Below are 16419 nucleotides of genomic sequence, written 5' to 3'. Positions count from 1 at the left end.
AGCTATGAAACGGATCCTTCTCGGTACTCTCTTCACCGTCGTCTCCCTCAATGCAATGGCTGAAGCACCAGGTGGCCCGAACTGCGGTTGGGGCAACATGTTGTTCGAAGGCCAGCGCGGTACTCCAGCTCACTTCCTGGCTTCCACCACCAACGGTACTTCGGGTAACGCCACCTTCGGCATGACCTCGGGCACCAACGGTTGCAGCACCAACAGCGCGCTGACCTACGGCGGCAAGTCCTGGATTGCCATGAATGGCATGATGAACGAGCTGTCCGAAGACATGGCCAAGGGTAATGGCGAAGCACTGACCACCTACGCCGTGGTACTGGGTGTTGCTCCGGAAGATCGCGAGCACTTCGCTGCCGTGGCTCACGAACACTTCCAGCAAATCTTCAGCAAGGCCGATGTGACCGCTGAAGACGTGCACAACAACACCCTGGCTGTACTGAAAGGCGATGCCCGTCTGGCGAAATACGCTACCCAGGCTTAAGCTCGTCCTGCCCGCGCCTACCCAGGCGCGGGTTTTATTTTTGGACCCGCCTCTCCTTGGGTCTCTCTAATTTCCGACTTAAGTTGCCCCTATGCTCAAACGCTTTGCCTGGATGGCACTCTTTGCCTGCGCCCCGCTGTACGCGGCACCGCATCTTGATGATCAACGTTTGCAGCAACTGGCCAATGATCCGTTCTGGCTTTCTCTGGGCCATTACGAAGCCGGCAAAGTCAGTGGCTGGCGCAGCTATGTCAGTGAAAAGAAATTCTTCCTCGCCGCCGATGGCGCCCACCACCCGGATGCAGAACTCAAGGCCACCGTTGAAGCGCTTTACGCTCCGGCCAGCCTGGGTGAAAAACACGCCCAATGCGTTTACCCCGCACGTACCCGCTGGCTCAAGGATCAGTTGCACCTCACTGACCTGCCCGCCGTGGACTGCAAGGAATTCAAGCAATGGTTCAAGGACGTCGCCCCCCATAGCGCGGTGATGATCTTCCCGGCGGCCTACCTCAACAGTCCGTCGTCGATGTTCGGTCACACCCTGCTGCGTATCGACCAGGCCGACGTGCAGAGCAACAAGACCGCACTGCTCAGCTACGCGATCAACTTCGGCGCCTATATCGAAGGCTCGGACAACAGCATCCTGTACGCCTGGAAAGGCCTGATGGGCGGCTACCCCGGCCTGTTCGCCCTGGTGCCCTACCAGGAAAAACTCTCCGAATACCGCAGCCTCGAAAACCGCGACCTGTGGGAATACCGCCTCAACCTCACCCAGGTCGAGACCGAGCGCATGGTCGAGCACGTGTGGGAGCTCAAGCAGATCCAGTTCGACTACTTCTTCTTCGATGAAAACTGCTCCTATCGCCTGCTGGAACTGCTGCAAGTGGCGCGCCCCGGCCTGCGCCTGACCGAGCAATTCCCGCTCACCGCCATCCCCACCGACACGGTCAAGGCCGTGAAGGACGCGGGCCTGGTGGAAAAGATCGACTACCGTCCCTCCCGCGAGCGCGAGTTGCTGGAGCGTGCCAAGCCGCTCGACAGCGACGAGCAACAATGGGTACTGAAAGTCAGCGACGACCAGCAGCAATTGCAGGCGCCAGCCTTCAAAGCATTGCCTCGCGACCGCCAGGCGCTGATCATCGACGCTGCCTACCGCCTGGGCCGCTACCGTGCCAATGGCCTCGAGCGCGACACCGCGCGCTCCCAACGCAGCTTCGAACTGCTGCGCGCGATCAACCAGAACCCCGCGCCCGACCTGGCGATCACGCCCCCCGGCCTGCCCGAAAACGGCCATGAATCGCGCACCTGGCAAGCCGGCATCGGCACCCGTGGCGACAAGGCCTTCGGCGAATACGGCCTGCGCATGGCCTACCACGACCTCAACGACAACGCCGAAGGCTTCCCTCTTGGCGCCCAGATCGAAATCCTGCAGATGAAACTGCGCCAGTACGAAGGCAACCACTGGCAACTGCAGCAACTGGACCTGGCCACCATCCGCTCCCTGACCCCGCGCAACGCCTTGCTGCAGCCGTGGTCCTGGCAAGTCACCGGCGGCCTGGAGCGGGTGCCCGGTAAACACGACGACGAAACCCTGGTCGCCCACGTCAACGGCGGCGCCGGCGGCACCTGGCAACTGCGCGACGACATGCTCGGCTTCGCCCTCGGCACCGTGCGCGTGGAACACAACAACGACTTCAACGAAGCCATCTCCCCCGCGGCCGGGTTCAATACCGGCGTGCTGTGGAAAAACCCGCTGGGCAATTTGAGCCTGGAGGCTAAAGGAGACTTCTTCACCAATGGCGAGGTACGTCGTAGCCTCAGCCTGAACCAGCAGTGGGAACTGTCCCGTAACCTGGGCCTGCGCCTGAGTGCACAGCGCGAGTACAGCCACTTGTCGACGCCGGTGAATGAAGTGATGCTTGAGGTGAAGTGGTATCACTACTGACTAACACCTTTTGTCAGCATTGCCCGCACCATCAGGAGTTCATTCGACATGGCCGTTACCTGCACCACCCTTGAAGAAGTTCGAAACAACATCGACCGCCTCGACCAGCAAATCGTCACCCTGCTGGCCGAACGCGGCCGCTACGTCTCCCAGGCGGCACGCTTCAAAAAAGACACCGATGGCGTCAAGGCCCCGCAGCGGGTCGAGCAGGTGATCGCCAAGGTGCGGGATCTGGCGCAGACCGTGGGCGCCAACCCCGAGGTGACCGAGCAGGTCTATCGCGCAATGATCGCGGCGTTTATCCAGCAGGAATTGGCGGATCATGCGGCTCTGGCGACCAACCAGGCAACCTAGGCCCTTGTGGGGAGGGCGCCAACGGCTTCGGTGCCCACCGCCCGACCTCATCGTGCTCCACACCTTTCTCACACCCCTTTCACACCTCCCCGACAAATCCCTATCTAGACTTCTCCTATCAGCCGTGAAACGGCCAGGGAGCAAGCAATGTGGCGGTATGCAGTAATGCTGTGTGCGGTGGTGTGGCTATCGGGTTGCCAGTCAACCCATCAGGAATTGCTGGCTCGGGGCTATCCGCCCGCCTTTGCCGATGGTTTTGACGATGGGTGCAGCAGCGGCCGCCAGGCGGCGGGGGTGATCACTGGGGTGTTTCGCAAAAACGTGCCGCGTTACCTGAAAGACCGGGTCTACGCCGAAGGCTGGGAGGATGGCTTTCGCCAGTGCAAGGCCATGCGCGAGAACGAGGAGCTGCGCGACTACAAGGACAATCACTGGGATGACCGTGAACGCGCCTGGCAACAGGAGAAGAACCGGGATGCTGCGCGGGCCTATCGCTCGCAATAGGTCGCTTTCAGACATTCATCGAAACTAAAGTGCGGCGAACATGGCCCAAGCTCCATAGAGGGAGTACGTCATGAGCCGAGCTTTTGTAAATGAGGACAACGCCGCCGCCCAGGCCGATCAGCCGGTGGAGCGCCAGGTCAGTGAGCAGCCCAATCGCCTGACCGCCCAGGGGTTGGCGCAATTGCAGGCCAAGGTTGCGCAGCTACAGGCCGCCCACAGCGCCGAGTCCGCCAAGGGCGAACAGGCCGATAAGCAGCGCCAGGCCGACCTTGAGCGGGATTTGCGCTACTTCAACCAGCGCGTGCAGAGCGCCCAGGTGGTGGCACCCGCTACGTCTACCGACAAGGTGCAGATCGGCAGCTGGGTGACGTTCGCCAATGAGCATGACGAACAGCAGCGCATTCAATTGGTCGGGGAAGACCAGGCCGATGCCGGCGCCGGCCTGATCAACTGGGGCTCGCCCCTGGGCCGTGCCTTGCTGGGCGCCCAGGTGGGTGACGAGGTGCTGTGGAAGCGCCCCGTCGGTGACCAGTTGATCGAGGTGCTGCGCATCGAGGCCGAGGCTTAGACGATGCCCTGGGCCAGCATCGCGTCGGCAACCTTGACAAAGCCCGCAATGTTCGCGCCCTTCACGTAGTTGATCCGACCGTTCTCTTCGCCGTAGTGCACACAGGCATGGTGGATCGACTGCATGATGTTGTGCAGCTTGCTGTCCACTTCACCGGCGGTCCACAGCAGGCGCATGGCGTTCTGCGACATCTCCAGGCCACTCACGGCGACGCCGCCGGCATTCGATGCCTTGCCCGGCGCAAACAGAATGCCCGCCTCGATAAAGATATCCACAGCCTCAAGGGTGGTCGGCATGTTGGCGCCTTCGGCCACGCAGATGCAGCCGTTGCGCAGCAGCGTGCGGGCCGCTTCGGCGTCGAGTTCGTTCTGGGTAGCGCATGGCAGGGCAATGTCGCAGGCCAGTTCCCAAGGGGTTTTGCCGGCGCGGAACTCCAGGCCGTAACGGCCGGCCAGTTCGCTGATGCGCCCGCGCTGCACGTTTTTCAGCTCCAGCAGCGCCGACCATTGTTCCTCGGTCAAGCCGCTTTCGGCGTAGAGCGTGCCTTCGGAGTCGGACAGGGAAATCACCTTGCCGCCCAGGTCCATGACCTTGCGCGCCGCGTATTGGGCGACGTTGCCGGAGCCGGAGACCGCCACGCGCTTGCCTTCCACTCGCAGGCCGTCGCGCTTGAGCATTTCTTCGGCGAAGTACACACACCCGAACCCAGTGGCTTCCGGGCGGATCAGGCTGCCGCCGTAGGTCATGCCCTTGCCGGTGAGCACGGAGGTGAATTGGTTGCTCAGGCGCTTGTACTGGCCGAACAGGAAGCCAATCTCACGGGCGCCCACGCCGATGTCGCCGGCCGGCACGTCCACGTCTGCGCCGATATGGCGGTACAGCTCGCTCATGAACGCCTGGCAGAAGCGCATGACTTCGGCATCGCTCTTGCCTTTGGGATCAAAATCCGAGCCGCCCTTGCCGCCGCCCATGGGCAGCGAGGTCAGGGAATTCTTGAAGGTCTGCTCGAAGGCGAGGAACTTCAGCACCCCCAGGTTTACCGACGGATGGAAACGCAGGCCGCCCTTGTAGGGGCCGATGGCGCTGTTCATCTGGATACGAAAGCCGCGGTTGACCTGGACCTTGCCGTGATCATCCACCCACGACACCCGAAAGGTAATCGCACGCTCCGGCTCGCAGATGCGCTCCAGGATGCCCGAGGCCAGGTAATGGGGATTGGCTTCAAGAAACGGCCACAGGCTGCGTAGGACTTCTTCTACGGCCTGGTGGAATTCCGGCTGGTCGGGGTCGCGTTTTTTCAGGCGGGCGAGGAAGGATTCGACGGATTCGATCATGAAAAGTCTCGGCAAATTGATTGTTTTTAAATGAGATTGAGCCGGACTTTATCAATTCATGTCGCACCGCGACAGGGCAAAATGTCGCTTTTGTGAATTTAAATGGTGCATTAGATATAAATAAACCCAGTAAACAGGGATTTATCGCACTTAAAAGGGGATTGCCAAGGCAGGTTATGCACCAGCAGGGAAAAAGCTATCGGGGGCAAGCCCCCTCCCACATTTGATCGGTGTGGGTCAGGAAAAATGTACAAAAAAAACGGAGCCCGAGGGCTCCGCTTTTTTCACACCAGCCGGATCAGGCCAGTTTTTTGTGGCGCACACGGTGCGGCTGGGCAGCCGCTTCGCCCAGGCGTTTTTTACGGTCCGCTTCGTACTCGGTGTAGTTGCCTTCGAAGAACACCGCTTGCGAGTCGTCTTCGTACGCCAGGATGTGGGTCGCGACCCGGTCAAGGAACCACCGATCGTGAGAGATCACAATGGCGGCGCCCGGGAAGTCCAGCAGGGCTTCTTCCAGGGAACGCAGGGTTTCAACGTCGAGGTCGTTGGACGGTTCGTCGAGCAGCAGGACGTTGCCACCCTCTTTCAGGGTCAGGGCCAGGTGCAAGCGACCGCGCTCACCACCGGACAGGTCCTTGACGAACTTCTGCTGGTCGCCGCCCTTGAAGTTGAAACGGCCGACGTAGGTGCGCGACGGGATTTCATAGTTGCCGATGCGGATCTGGTCGGAACCGTCGGAAATTTGCTGGAACACAGTCTTGCTGCCATCCAGGTCTTCGCGGCTCTGGTCCACGCAGGCCAGTTGCACGGTTTCGCCGATTTCGATGCTGCCCGAATCCGGCGTTTCCTTGCCCATCAGCATGCGGAACAGGGTGGATTTACCCGCACCGTTACCACCAATGACGCCGACGATCGCGCCTTTTGGCATGGAGAACGACAGGTTGTCGATCAGCACGCGGTCGCCATAGCCTTTGCACACGTTCTTGAACTCGATGACCTTGTCACCCAGGCGCGGGCCGGCCGGGATGTAGATCTCGTTGGTTTCGCTGCGCTTCTGGAATTCCTGCGACTGCATTTCTTCGAAGCGTTGCAGACGTGCCTTGGATTTGGACTGGCGGGCCTTGGCGCCTTTGCGCACCCACTCCAGTTCTTCCTTCATGGCTTTTTCGTGGGCCGATTGCTGCTTGGATTCGGCGGCCAGACGGTCGGACTTGGCTTCCAGCCAACCGGAGTAGTTGCCCTCGTAAGGGATACCGGCGCCACGGTCAAGCTCGAGGATCCAGCCGGCAACGTTGTCGAGGAAGTAGCGGTCGTGCGTGATCGCAACCACGGTGCCGGGGAAATCGTGCAGGAAGTGCTCCAGCCAGGCGACGGAGTCGGCGTCCAGGTGGTTGGTCGGTTCGTCGAGCAGCAGCATGTCGGGCGCCGACAGCAGCAGGCGGCACAAGGCCACGCGACGTTTTTCACCACCGGACAGATGTTCGACCTTGGCGTCCCACGCCGGCAGGCGCAGTGCATCGGCGGCGACTTCCAGCTGGCGCTCCAGGTTGTGACCGTCGCCGGCCTGCAGGATGGCTTCGAGCTTGGCTTGTTCAGCGGCCAGCTTGTCGAAGTCGGCGTCCGGTTCGGCGTAGGCGGCGTAGACCTCGTCCAGGCGGGCCTGGGCGTCCTTGATCACGCTGACGGCTTCTTCGACCACTTCACGCACGGTCTTGGTCGGGTCCAGGATCGGCTCCTGGGGCAGGTAACCGATGTTCAGTTCCGGCATCGGGCGGGCTTCGCCTTCGAACTCGGTGTCGACGCCGGCCATGATTTTCAGCAGCGTGGACTTACCCGAACCGTTGAGGCCGAGCACGCCGATCTTGGCGCCGGGGAAGAAGGACAGCGAAATATTTTTCAGGATTTCCCGCTTCGGAGGGACAACTTTTCCCAGCCGATGCATGGTGAAGACGTATTGAGCCATGGTGAACCTAGCGTCAGTGACTGATGAATTAAGCGGGCGAAGCCCGTGCCAGGCCATGCGCCGCGCGGGCCGTTGACTATCATCAATGCCAGCGAGCGGAAAAAGCCTGAATGTCTGGGGCTGGAACGCCCCCGCGTAACCGGCAAAGCTACCTGAATGCGCTTGGTCAGTCCAGCCAAGCGGGGCTGGCACTTTGCCACAAGTCAAGGCATGCTAGCCGCCCTTCGGGCGTCCGGCTTATAGTGCACGTCGCGCGCCAGTCCAGCCAAACCGCAGGATCACAGCTTGTCCAAAGTCACGCCGCCAACGCCCTTGCGCGCCGCTCATGTAGCGCCGGGAACGCCCCTGCACGGCACCCTCAAAGGCGCATTGGCGACGCTTGTCCTCCTGCTGCTCGCATTATTGTTCTGGCAACTGCTGGACCAGTTGCAGCAAAACCAGAAAAACCAACAGCAATACACCATCGACTACAGTGCCGACCTGGCTGAACAGATCAGCCTGAACATGGCCCTGAGCGCAAAAATTGCCCTGAACCTGCTACCGATGGTCGAGCCGCCGCGCGACATCGAACAGCAGCAGGCCTTGACGCGCACGTTGCAGCGCTCGCTGCCGGAACTGCGCAGTATCGCCCTGCTGGCGCCCAGCGGCGCGATGATCAGCGACAGCGCCAATGACAGCCAGGACAGCGCCTGGCTGGAAGAATTGGTGCAGCGCAGCCACGGCCAACCCTACTACCTGAGCAATAACAACGACGGCACCCTCATCTATCTGCTGCTGCACCAGCCCAGCGGCGGCTCAAGGATGTACTGGGCGCTGCGCCTGGCACCCGAGTACCTGGTCAACCTGACCCGCCAGGACAGCCAGGGCCAACGGCCGATGTGGGCCATCGAGAACCGCCTGAACCACCGCGTGGTCAGCCGTGACAGCGGCATGCCGGCGCAATGGGGCGACGCCCTGACCCCGGATGACCTGAATAAAAGCGTGCTGGTCACGCCCCTGAGCAAAAGCGACTGGCAATTGCGTGGGATGTTCGACCGCGCAGCCGTGCTGGAACAACTGCTGCCGGCGTTTATCGGTAAATGCCTGCTGGGCCTGGCCTTCTCGCTGATCCCCGTGATCGTGCTGCTGAATATGCGTCGCCGCCAGCGCCAGGTGCATGAAGGCCGGCGTCGGTATCAGGATATTTTCGAAGGCACCGGCGTCGCCCTGTGCGTACTTGACCTGTCGGGCCTGAATGCATTTTTTGGCAAGGTGCACTTGCAGACCCGCGAGCAACTGCACGCCTGGCTGCAAACCTCCCCCGAGGAATGCCGGCAGTTGCTCACCGAACTGCGCATCACCGAGATCAACCAGGTGGCGGTGAGCCTGCTCAGAGTGGGCTCCTGCGAGGAAGCGTGGGAGCGGCTGATCGATGATTGCCCGCGCAATACCACGTCCATCGGGCATCAGATACTCGAAGCGGTCCTGACCCAACAGAATCAGCTTGAGTTGGAAATCCAGCTCAAGGATGTGGCCGGCAACGAACAGTACCTTTGGATGGTGATGCGCCTGCCGGAGCAGCAGGACGACTTCAAGGCGGTGATCCTCAGCATCAGCGACATCACCAGCCGCAAGCTGATCGAACTGTCGCTGGTGGAACGCGAAAGCTTCTGGTCGGACGTGGTGCGTACCGTGCCCGACCACTTGTATGTGCAGGACGTGATCAGCCAGCGCATGATCTTCAGCAACCACCATCTGGGCCACACCCTCGGCTATACCAAGGCCGAACTGCAGCAAATGGGCGAGTATTTCTGGGAAATCCTGCTGCACCCCGAAGACGCCGAGCATTACCACGATTTGCGCCAACAGCAACGCCAGGCCGGCTACGCGACGCAGTTGCACTGCCAGTTGCGCTTTCGCCATCGCAACAATCAATGGCGGCGCTTTGATATCCGCGAGCAGGCCCTGGCGCGGGACAAATCGGCGCAAGTCACGCGTATCATCGGTGTGGCCAAGGACATCACCGACCAGATCGAAGCCAGCGAGTCCCTGCGCGACAGCGAAAAGCGCTACCGCATGCTGGCCGAAAGCATCAGCGACGTGATCTGCTCCACCGACAGCCAACTGGCCCTCAACTACATCAGCCCGTCGGTCAACGCCGTGCTGGGTTACGACGTGGACTGGGTATTCAAGAACGGCTGGCAGTCGATCATCGCCAACCCCCAGCAACTGACCGGCATCTATAGCTTGCTGGAACAGGTCAGCCGGGCGCTGGGCGATCCCGACGCGCTGAACAGACTCCGTGATCAAGTGCAGACCCAATTGTTCCTGTTCGACTGCCTGCGCGCCGACGGCCGCAAGGTGCCGATCGAGCTGCGCCTGGTGCTGGTGTGGGATGAGCACGGCGCCTTCGAAGGCGTCCTCGGCGTGGGCCGCGATATCAGCCAGCAACGCCGCGCGGAAAAAGACCTGCGCATGGCCGCCACCGTATTCGAACACTCCACGTCGGCGATCCTGATCACCGACCCGGCCGGTTATATCGTGCAGGCCAACGAGGCGTTCAGCCGGGTCAGCGGTTATGCAGTGAGTGACGTACTCGACCAGTTGCCGAACATGCTCACCGTCGACGAACAACAGGAAGCCCACCTGCGCTATGTGCTCAAGCAATTGCACCAGCACAGCACCTGGGAAGGCGAAGTGTGGCTCAAGCGCCGTAACGGCGAGCACTACCCGGCCTGGGTCGGCATTACGGCGGTGTTCGACGACGAAGGCGACCTGGCCAGTTATGTGTGTTTCTTCAGTGATATCAGCGAACGCAAGGCCAGCGAACAGCGCATCCACCGCCTGGCCTACTACGACGCCCTGACCCACCTGCCCAACCGCACGCTGTTCCAGGACCGCCTGCACACCGCGCTGCAATCAGCCGAACGGCAGAAGTCGTGGGTGGTGCTGATGTTCCTTGACCTCGACCGTTTCAAGCCGATCAACGACTCCCTGGGCCACGCCGCCGGCGACCGTATGCTCAAGGAAATGGCGACCCGCCTGCTCGGTTGCGTGGCCGAAGACGATACCGTGGCACGCATGGGCGGCGACGAGTTCACGTTGCTGCTGCAACCGCGGGTCAACCGCGAGATGGCGCTGAACCGCGCGATCCATGTGGCCGAGCAGATCCTCGCCAGCCTGGTGAAGCCCTTCGTGCTGGAGGGTCGCGAGTTCTTTGTGACCGCCAGTATCGGCATCGCACTCAGCCCCCAGGACGGCAACGAGCTGAGCCAGTTGATGAAAAACGCCGACACCGCGATGTATCACGCCAAGGAACGCGGCAAGAACAACTTCCAGTTCTACCAGGCCGATATGAACGCCAGCGCCCTGGAACGCCTGGAACTGGAGAGCGACCTGCGCCACGCCCTGGAGCAGGACGAATTCGTGCTCTATTACCAGCCGCAGTTCAGCGGCGACGGCAAACGCCTGACCGGTGCCGAGGCGCTGCTGCGCTGGCGCCACCCACGCCGTGGACTGGTGCCGCCGGGGGACTTCATTCCGGTGCTCGAAGAGCTGGGCCTGGTGGTGGACGTGGGCGACTGGGTGATCAGCGAAGCCTGTCGCCAGCTCAAGACCTGGCACCAGAACAAGGTGCGGGTGCCGAAAGTCTCGGTGAACATCTCTGCGCGGCAGTTCTCCGACGGCCAACTGGGCACGCGCATCGCCACCATCCTCAAGGACACCGGCCTGCCGCCGGCGTGCCTGGAACTGGAGCTGACCGAAAGTATCCTGATGCGCGAAGTCAACGAAGCCATGCACATCCTCGACAGCCTGAAAAACCTGGGCCTGAGCATCGCGGTGGACGACTTCGGTACCGGTTATTCGTCCCTCAACTATCTCAAGCAATTCCCCATCGACGTGCTGAAAATCGACCGCACCTTCGTCGATGGCCTGCCCTCCGGCGAACAGGATGCGCAAATCGCCCGCGCCATTATCGCCATGGCCCACAGCCTCAACCTGGCGGTGATTGCCGAAGGTGTGGAAACCCATGAGCAGCTGGACTTCCTGCGCGAGCATGGTTGCGACGAGGTGCAGGGGTATCTGTTCGGGCGGCCGATGCCGGCGAATCGGTTCGAGGCGCAGTTCAGCAATGATGCGCTGTTCATGTTCGATTGAGCGGTGTGATGAGGCCGGCACAGTCACCGCCCATCCCGAGATGAGCCCCGCTTGTCCGCGACATGATGTCCTTTCATATGCCATCTAAAACCCATTGGGTTAGAATGCCCTCCTTTTCTGCCCCCGATCCTTGAGGACCGCCATGTTCAGCCGTGATTTGACTATTGCCAAGTACGACGCCGATCTCTTCGCCGCCATGGAGCAAGAAGCCGTGCGCCAGGAAGAGCACATTGAGCTGATCGCTTCGGAAAACTACACCAGCCCTGCGGTGATGGAGGCTCAAGGTTCGGTTCTGACCAACAAGTACGCCGAAGGCTACCCAGGCAAGCGCTACTACGGTGGCTGCGAGTACGTCGACGTGGTTGAGCAACTGGCCATCGACCGTGCAAAAGAACTGTTCGGCGCCGATTACGCCAACGTCCAGCCACACGCCGGCTCCCAAGCCAACAGCGCCGTGTACCTGGCCCTGCTGCAGGGCGGCGACACCATCCTGGGCATGAGCCTGGCCCACGGTGGTCACCTGACCCACGGCGCCAGCGTTTCCTCCTCCGGCAAGCTGTACAACGCCGTTCAGTACGGTATCGATGCCAACGGCCTGATCGACTACGACGAAGTCGAGCGCCTGGCGGTCGAGCACAAGCCAAAAATGATCGTGGCCGGTTTCTCTGCCTACTCGCAGATCCTCGACTTCCCACGCTTCCGCGCCATCGCCGACAAGGTGGGCGCCTACCTGTTCGTCGACATGGCTCACGTAGCCGGTCTGGTCGCCGCTGGCGTCTACCCGAACCCTGTGCCTTTCGCTGACGTGGTGACCACCACCACCCACAAGACCCTGCGCGGTCCACGTGGCGGCCTGATCCTGGCGCGCGCCAACGCCGAGATCGAGAAAAAGCTGAACTCCGCCGTATTCCCGGGCGCCCAGGGCGGCCCACTGGAGCACGTGATCGCCGCCAAGGCGATCTGCTTCAAGGAAGCCCTGCAACCTGAGTTCAAGACCTACCAGCAACAAGTGGTGAAAAACGCCCAGGCCATGGCCGGCGTGTTCATCGAGCGCGGTTTTGACGTGGTGTCCGGCGGTACTGAAAACCACCTGTTCCTGCTGTCCCTGATCAAGCAGGACATTTCCGGTAAAGATGCTGACGCTGCCCTGGGCAAAGCCTTCATCACCGTGAACAAAAACTCCGTGCCGAACGACCCACGTTCGCCGTTCGTGACTTCCGGCCTGCGCTTCGGCACCCCGGCTGTGACCACTCGTGGCTTCAAGGAAGCAGAGTGCAAGGAACTGGCCGGCTGGATCTGCGACATCCTGGCGGACCTGAACAACGAAGCCGTGATCGACGCGGTACGTGAGAAGGTCAAGGCCATCTGCAAGAAGCTGCCGGTATACGGCGCTTGATTGCAGTTGCTTGACTAAGAAGCCCGGCTCTTGAGCCGGGCTTTTTTATGCCTGGTCTCCAACTTGAAATGAGATCAACTGTGGGAGGGGGCTTGCCCCGATAGCAGTGTGTCAGTCACATATAGGTTTACTGACCCACCGCCATCGGGGCAAGCCCCCTCCCACATTTGACTGCATTACACGTCAAGGTTGGTAGACCTTGGCAAAGCCTTCGCGGATTTTGTCTTCGGGCAATTCATCGGCAATAAACACGATCACACTCTCCCGCGCCTCACCCTCGGCCCATTCGGTATCCCAGTCGAAACCATAGAGCTTGAGCACGCCCTGGAACACCATGCGACGGTCTTCGCCGGCAATATTGAGTACGCCCTTGTAGCGCAGCAGCTGCTTGCCATGGTCTTCCAGCAGTTCGTTCATGAACTCACTGAGACGGTCGATATCCAGCGGCTGGTCGGTGCGCAGCACCAGGCTGGAAATACGGTCGATGGACGGCGCCTTGCTCACCGGGCGCAGACTCATGCCCGCATTAAGGTTGAAGCCGCGCACATCGAGCAGTTCGGCCAGATCAATCTTGCCGTGCTCGACCACGCGAATCGGCGCGCGGCGGTTGATGCGTGTGAGGCGTTCACTGAGTGCTTCGAAGGCAGCGTCATCCACCAGGTCACGCTTGCTCACCAGCAGCCGGTCGGCAAAACCGATCTGCGCCTGGGCGATGGTCTGGGTCAGGTGATGCTCGGCGTGGGCGGCGTCCACCAGGGTGATGATGCCGTCGAGGATGTAGCGCTCGCGCAGTTCTTCATCGATGAAAAAGGTCTGGGCCACCGGCGCCGGGTCGGCCAGGCCGGTGCACTCGATCACCAGGCGGTCAAAGGCGATCTCACCGCTGTCCAGGCGCTCGAGCAACAGATACAAGGCTTTGGTGAGGTCGGTGTGGATGGTGCAGCACACGCAGCCGTTGGACAGGGTCATGACTTGCACCGGTTCTTCGCCCAGCAATTGGGTGTCGATACCGGCATCGCTGAATTCGTTTTCGATCACGGCAATTTTCAGCCCGTGCTCGGCCTTGAGCAGATGGCGCAGCAAGGTGGTCTTGCCCGCGCCGAGAAAGCCGCTGAGGACGGTGACTGGAATGGGAGAGGACAAAAGAAATTCTCCTTAAAGGAACACAGAAACAAATGTGGGAGGGGGCTTGCCCCCGATAGCAGTGTGTCAGGCACTGATCTGTCACTGACACACCGCTATCGGGGGCAAGCCCCCTCCCACAGGGCGTTGCGTTAAATCAACAGCACTTGGGCCCACCCTTGCCGCCGTAACGGGCCTCCTGGCGTTCCCGGAAGAACGCCTTGTAGTCCATCATCGGCTTGTCCGGGTGCTTGGTTTGCATATGCTCGACGTACGTGTCGTAGTCGGGCATGCCGACCATCAGGCGCGCGGCCTGACCGAGGTATTTACCGAGGCGACTGATGTCATTGAACATGCTTGCAATCCTCGGTTAGGCGTCCGGTACTGCCTGGAACGGGGCTTCTTTATCCGTACGCTCTTTGTTGCCCCAGGCGGCGACACCGACCTTGAGCGCATAGAACAGGATGCTGAACACCACGAACAGGAACAGCACAGTCAGCGTTGCGTTGGTGTAGGCATTCCAGATCACGTGCTGCATCTGGTCCACGCTCTTGGCCGGGGCCAGGATCTGGCCGTTTGCCAGGGCATCACTGTACTTCTTCGCCAGCGACAGGAAGCCGATCGCCGGGTTGGCGTCGAACAGCTTGATGAAGCCCGCGGTGGTGGTGCAGATCAGCAGCCAGACCGCCGGCAGCATGGTCACCCAGATGTAGCGCTGGCGCTTCATTTTGATCAGCACAACGGTGGCGAGCATCAGCGCGATACCGGCCAGCATCTGGTTGGAGATACCGAACAGCGGCCACAAGGTGTTGATGCCGCCCAGCGGGTCGATCACGCCCTGGTACAGCAGGTAACCCCACATGGCGACGCAACCGGCGGTCGCGATCAGGTTGGCGGTCCAGGACTCGGTGCGCTTGAGCGCCGGTACGAAGGAGCCAAGCAAGTCCTGAAGCATGAAGCGACCGGCACGGGTGCCCGCATCGACGGCAGTCAGGATAAACAGCGCTTCGAACAGGATCGCAAAGTGGTACCAGAACGCCATGGTGTTTTCACCCGGCAGCACACTGTGCAGGATCTGCGCGATACCCACCGCCAACGTCGGCGCACCACCGGCACGCGCGAGGATGGTGGTTTCACCGATGTCATGGGCCACCGCCGACAGCGCCTCGGGGGTAATTGCAAAACCCCAGCTGCTGACGGTTTGTGCCACGGTCACCACGTCGGTGCCGACGATTGCCGCCGGGCTGTTCATGGCGAAGTACACGCCTGGCTCGATCACCGAAGCGGCAACCATCGCCATGATCGCCACGAAGGACTCCATCAGCATGCCGCCGTAACCGATGTAACGGGCGTGGCTTTCATTGGCCAGCAGCTTGGGCGTGGTGCCCGAGGAAATCAGCGCGTGGAAGCCCGAGACCGCGCCACAGGCAATGGTGATGAACAGGAACGGGAACAGGCCGCCCTTCCATACCGGGCCGGTACCGTCGATGAACTGGGTCAGCGCCGGCATTTTCAGGTCGGGCATGGTCACCAGGATGCCGATCGCCAGGGCGATGATGGTGCCGATCTTCAAGAAGGTAGAAAGGTAGTCACGTGGCGCGAGGATCAGCCACACCGGCAGTACCGCCGCCACGAAACCGTAGCCGATCAGCATCCAGGTGATCTGGATCCCGGTGAAGGTGAAGGCCTTGGCCCAGACCGGATCAGCGGCGATCTGCCCGCCCAGCCAGATCGAACCGAGCAGCAACAGCACGCCGATGATGGAGATTTCACCGATACGGCCCGGGCGGATGTAGCGCATGTAGATGCCCATGAACATCGCAATCGGGATGGTCGCCATCACCGTGAAGATGCCCCATGGGCTCTCGGCCAGGGCCTTGACCACGATCAGCGCCAGCACCGCGAGGATGATGATCATGATCAGGAAGCAGCCGAACAGCGCGATGGTCCCCGGGATACGCCCCATCTCTTCGCGAACCATGTCGCCCAGGGAACGGCCATTACGACGGGTGGACAGGAACAGGACCATGAAGTCCTGCACCGCACCGGCCAGCACCACGCCGGCAATCAGCCAGAGCGTGCCGGGCAGGTAGCCCATTTGCGCCGCCAGTACCGGGCCGACCAGGGGACCTGCACCGGCAATCGCCGCAAAGTGGTGACCGAAAAGGATGTGTTTGTTGGTCGGCACATAGTCCAGACCGTCATTGTTGAGCACTGCGGGGGTGGCCCGCCGTGGATCGAGTTGCATCACATTATTAGCGATGAACAGGCTGTAGTAGCGATAAGCAACCAGATAGATGGCCACGGCAGCGACCACGATCCACAAGGCGTTGATCGCCTCGCCTCGGCGCAAGGCTACTACGCCCAGGGCGCACGCTCCTACGATTGCCAGCACCAGCCAGGGTAGGTGGCGTAGCAGGCTATTATTATTTTTCATTTTTATATTCCAGCCAGGGTGGACAGAAAGGACAGCCATCCGGAGTTTAGCGCTACTGGCCTTAAAGGCCACCCCCCTACGTTGGTCTAGAGCCTTGCAGAGGCAAAAAAAGCAGAAAAAACCACCCGATGATGGCGCAGGGCTACAATCCTTTTATCCACAGAGG

General features: G+C 61.0%; 12 protein-coding genes. 7 read left to right on the top strand and 5 right to left on the bottom strand.

Annotated elements, in window-relative coordinates:
• Window positions 1-4 precede the first annotated feature (4 nt).
• The 5 genes from C8K58_RS21725 to C8K58_RS21705 all read left to right on the top strand — a co-directional run bounded on the left by C8K58_RS21725 (window position 5) and on the right by C8K58_RS21705 (window position 3864).
• Window positions 5-493 carry a DUF3015 domain-containing protein gene (locus C8K58_RS21725; protein ID WP_027605327.1) on the top strand — a complete coding sequence of 163 codons (489 nt, stop codon included), beginning with the start codon at window positions 5-7 and terminating at the stop codon, window positions 491-493.
• Window positions 494-584: 91 nt separating this feature from the next.
• Window positions 585-2438 carry a DUF4105 domain-containing protein gene (locus C8K58_RS21720; RefSeq protein ID WP_108574270.1) on the top strand — a complete coding sequence of 618 codons (1854 nt, stop codon included), beginning with the start codon at window positions 585-587 and terminating at the stop codon, window positions 2436-2438.
• Window positions 2439-2486: 48 nt separating this feature from the next.
• On the top strand, window positions 2487-2792 hold the full coding sequence (locus C8K58_RS21715) for a chorismate mutase (RefSeq protein ID WP_098480906.1): 306 nt from the start codon (window positions 2487-2489) through the stop codon (window positions 2790-2792).
• Between the two features lie 147 nt (window positions 2793-2939).
• Window positions 2940-3296 carry a hypothetical protein gene (locus C8K58_RS21710; RefSeq protein ID WP_065938304.1) on the top strand — a complete coding sequence of 119 codons (357 nt, stop codon included), beginning with the start codon at window positions 2940-2942 and terminating at the stop codon, window positions 3294-3296.
• 70 nt (window positions 3297-3366) lie between these two features.
• A complete protein-coding gene (locus tag C8K58_RS21705) occupies window positions 3367-3864 on the top strand; it encodes a GreA/GreB family elongation factor (RefSeq protein ID WP_027605322.1) in 498 nt (165 codons plus the stop codon).
• Here C8K58_RS21705 and gdhA read toward each other — a convergent pair.
• Window positions 3861-5198, bottom strand: a complete 1338-nt coding sequence (gene gdhA / locus C8K58_RS21700) for an NADP-specific glutamate dehydrogenase (protein WP_065938305.1) — start codon at window positions 5196-5198, stop codon at window positions 3861-3863. The genes C8K58_RS21705 and gdhA overlap by 4 nt on opposite strands.
• A gap of 298 nt (window positions 5199-5496) precedes the next feature.
• Window positions 5497-7161, bottom strand: coding sequence for an energy-dependent translational throttle protein EttA (gene ettA, locus C8K58_RS21695; RefSeq protein WP_027605320.1), 1665 nt, complete (start codon window positions 7159-7161; stop codon window positions 5497-5499).
• A gap of 285 nt (window positions 7162-7446) precedes the next feature.
• On the opposite strand from ettA, the gene C8K58_RS21690 reads away from it, so the two are divergent.
• Together C8K58_RS21690 and glyA are read left to right on the top strand one after the other, a co-directional pair.
• Window positions 7447-11298 carry a bifunctional diguanylate cyclase/phosphodiesterase gene (locus tag C8K58_RS21690; RefSeq protein WP_098480905.1) on the top strand — a complete coding sequence of 1284 codons (3852 nt, stop codon included), beginning with the start codon at window positions 7447-7449 and terminating at the stop codon, window positions 11296-11298.
• 142 nt (window positions 11299-11440) lie between these two features.
• Window positions 11441-12694, top strand: a complete 1254-nt coding sequence (gene glyA / locus C8K58_RS21685) for a serine hydroxymethyltransferase (RefSeq protein WP_027605318.1) — start codon at window positions 11441-11443, stop codon at window positions 12692-12694.
• A 183-nt stretch (window positions 12695-12877) separates the two neighbouring features.
• On the opposite strand, the gene yjiA is transcribed toward glyA, so the two are convergent.
• From yjiA to C8K58_RS21670, 3 genes are all read right to left on the bottom strand, one after another.
• Window positions 12878-13837, bottom strand: coding sequence for a GTPase (gene yjiA, locus C8K58_RS21680; protein WP_027605317.1), 960 nt, complete (start codon window positions 13835-13837; stop codon window positions 12878-12880).
• Between the two features lie 136 nt (window positions 13838-13973).
• Window positions 13974-14171 (bottom strand): YbdD/YjiX family protein, encoded by a 198-nt coding sequence (locus C8K58_RS21675; RefSeq protein WP_003176208.1) that lies wholly within the window; start codon window positions 14169-14171, stop codon window positions 13974-13976.
• 15 nt (window positions 14172-14186) lie between these two features.
• Window positions 14187-16253, bottom strand: coding sequence for a carbon starvation CstA family protein (locus tag C8K58_RS21670; protein ID WP_027605316.1), 2067 nt, complete (start codon window positions 16251-16253; stop codon window positions 14187-14189).
• Between the last annotated feature and the right edge of the window lie 166 nt (window positions 16254-16419).

The organism is Pseudomonas sp. GV047, assembly GCF_003058245.1.
GTDB lineage: Bacteria > Pseudomonadota > Gammaproteobacteria > Pseudomonadales > Pseudomonadaceae > Aquipseudomonas > Aquipseudomonas marginalis.
The sequence above is the reverse complement of the archived record's forward strand: the minus strand, read 5'-3'. Positions and strand labels throughout refer to the sequence as shown.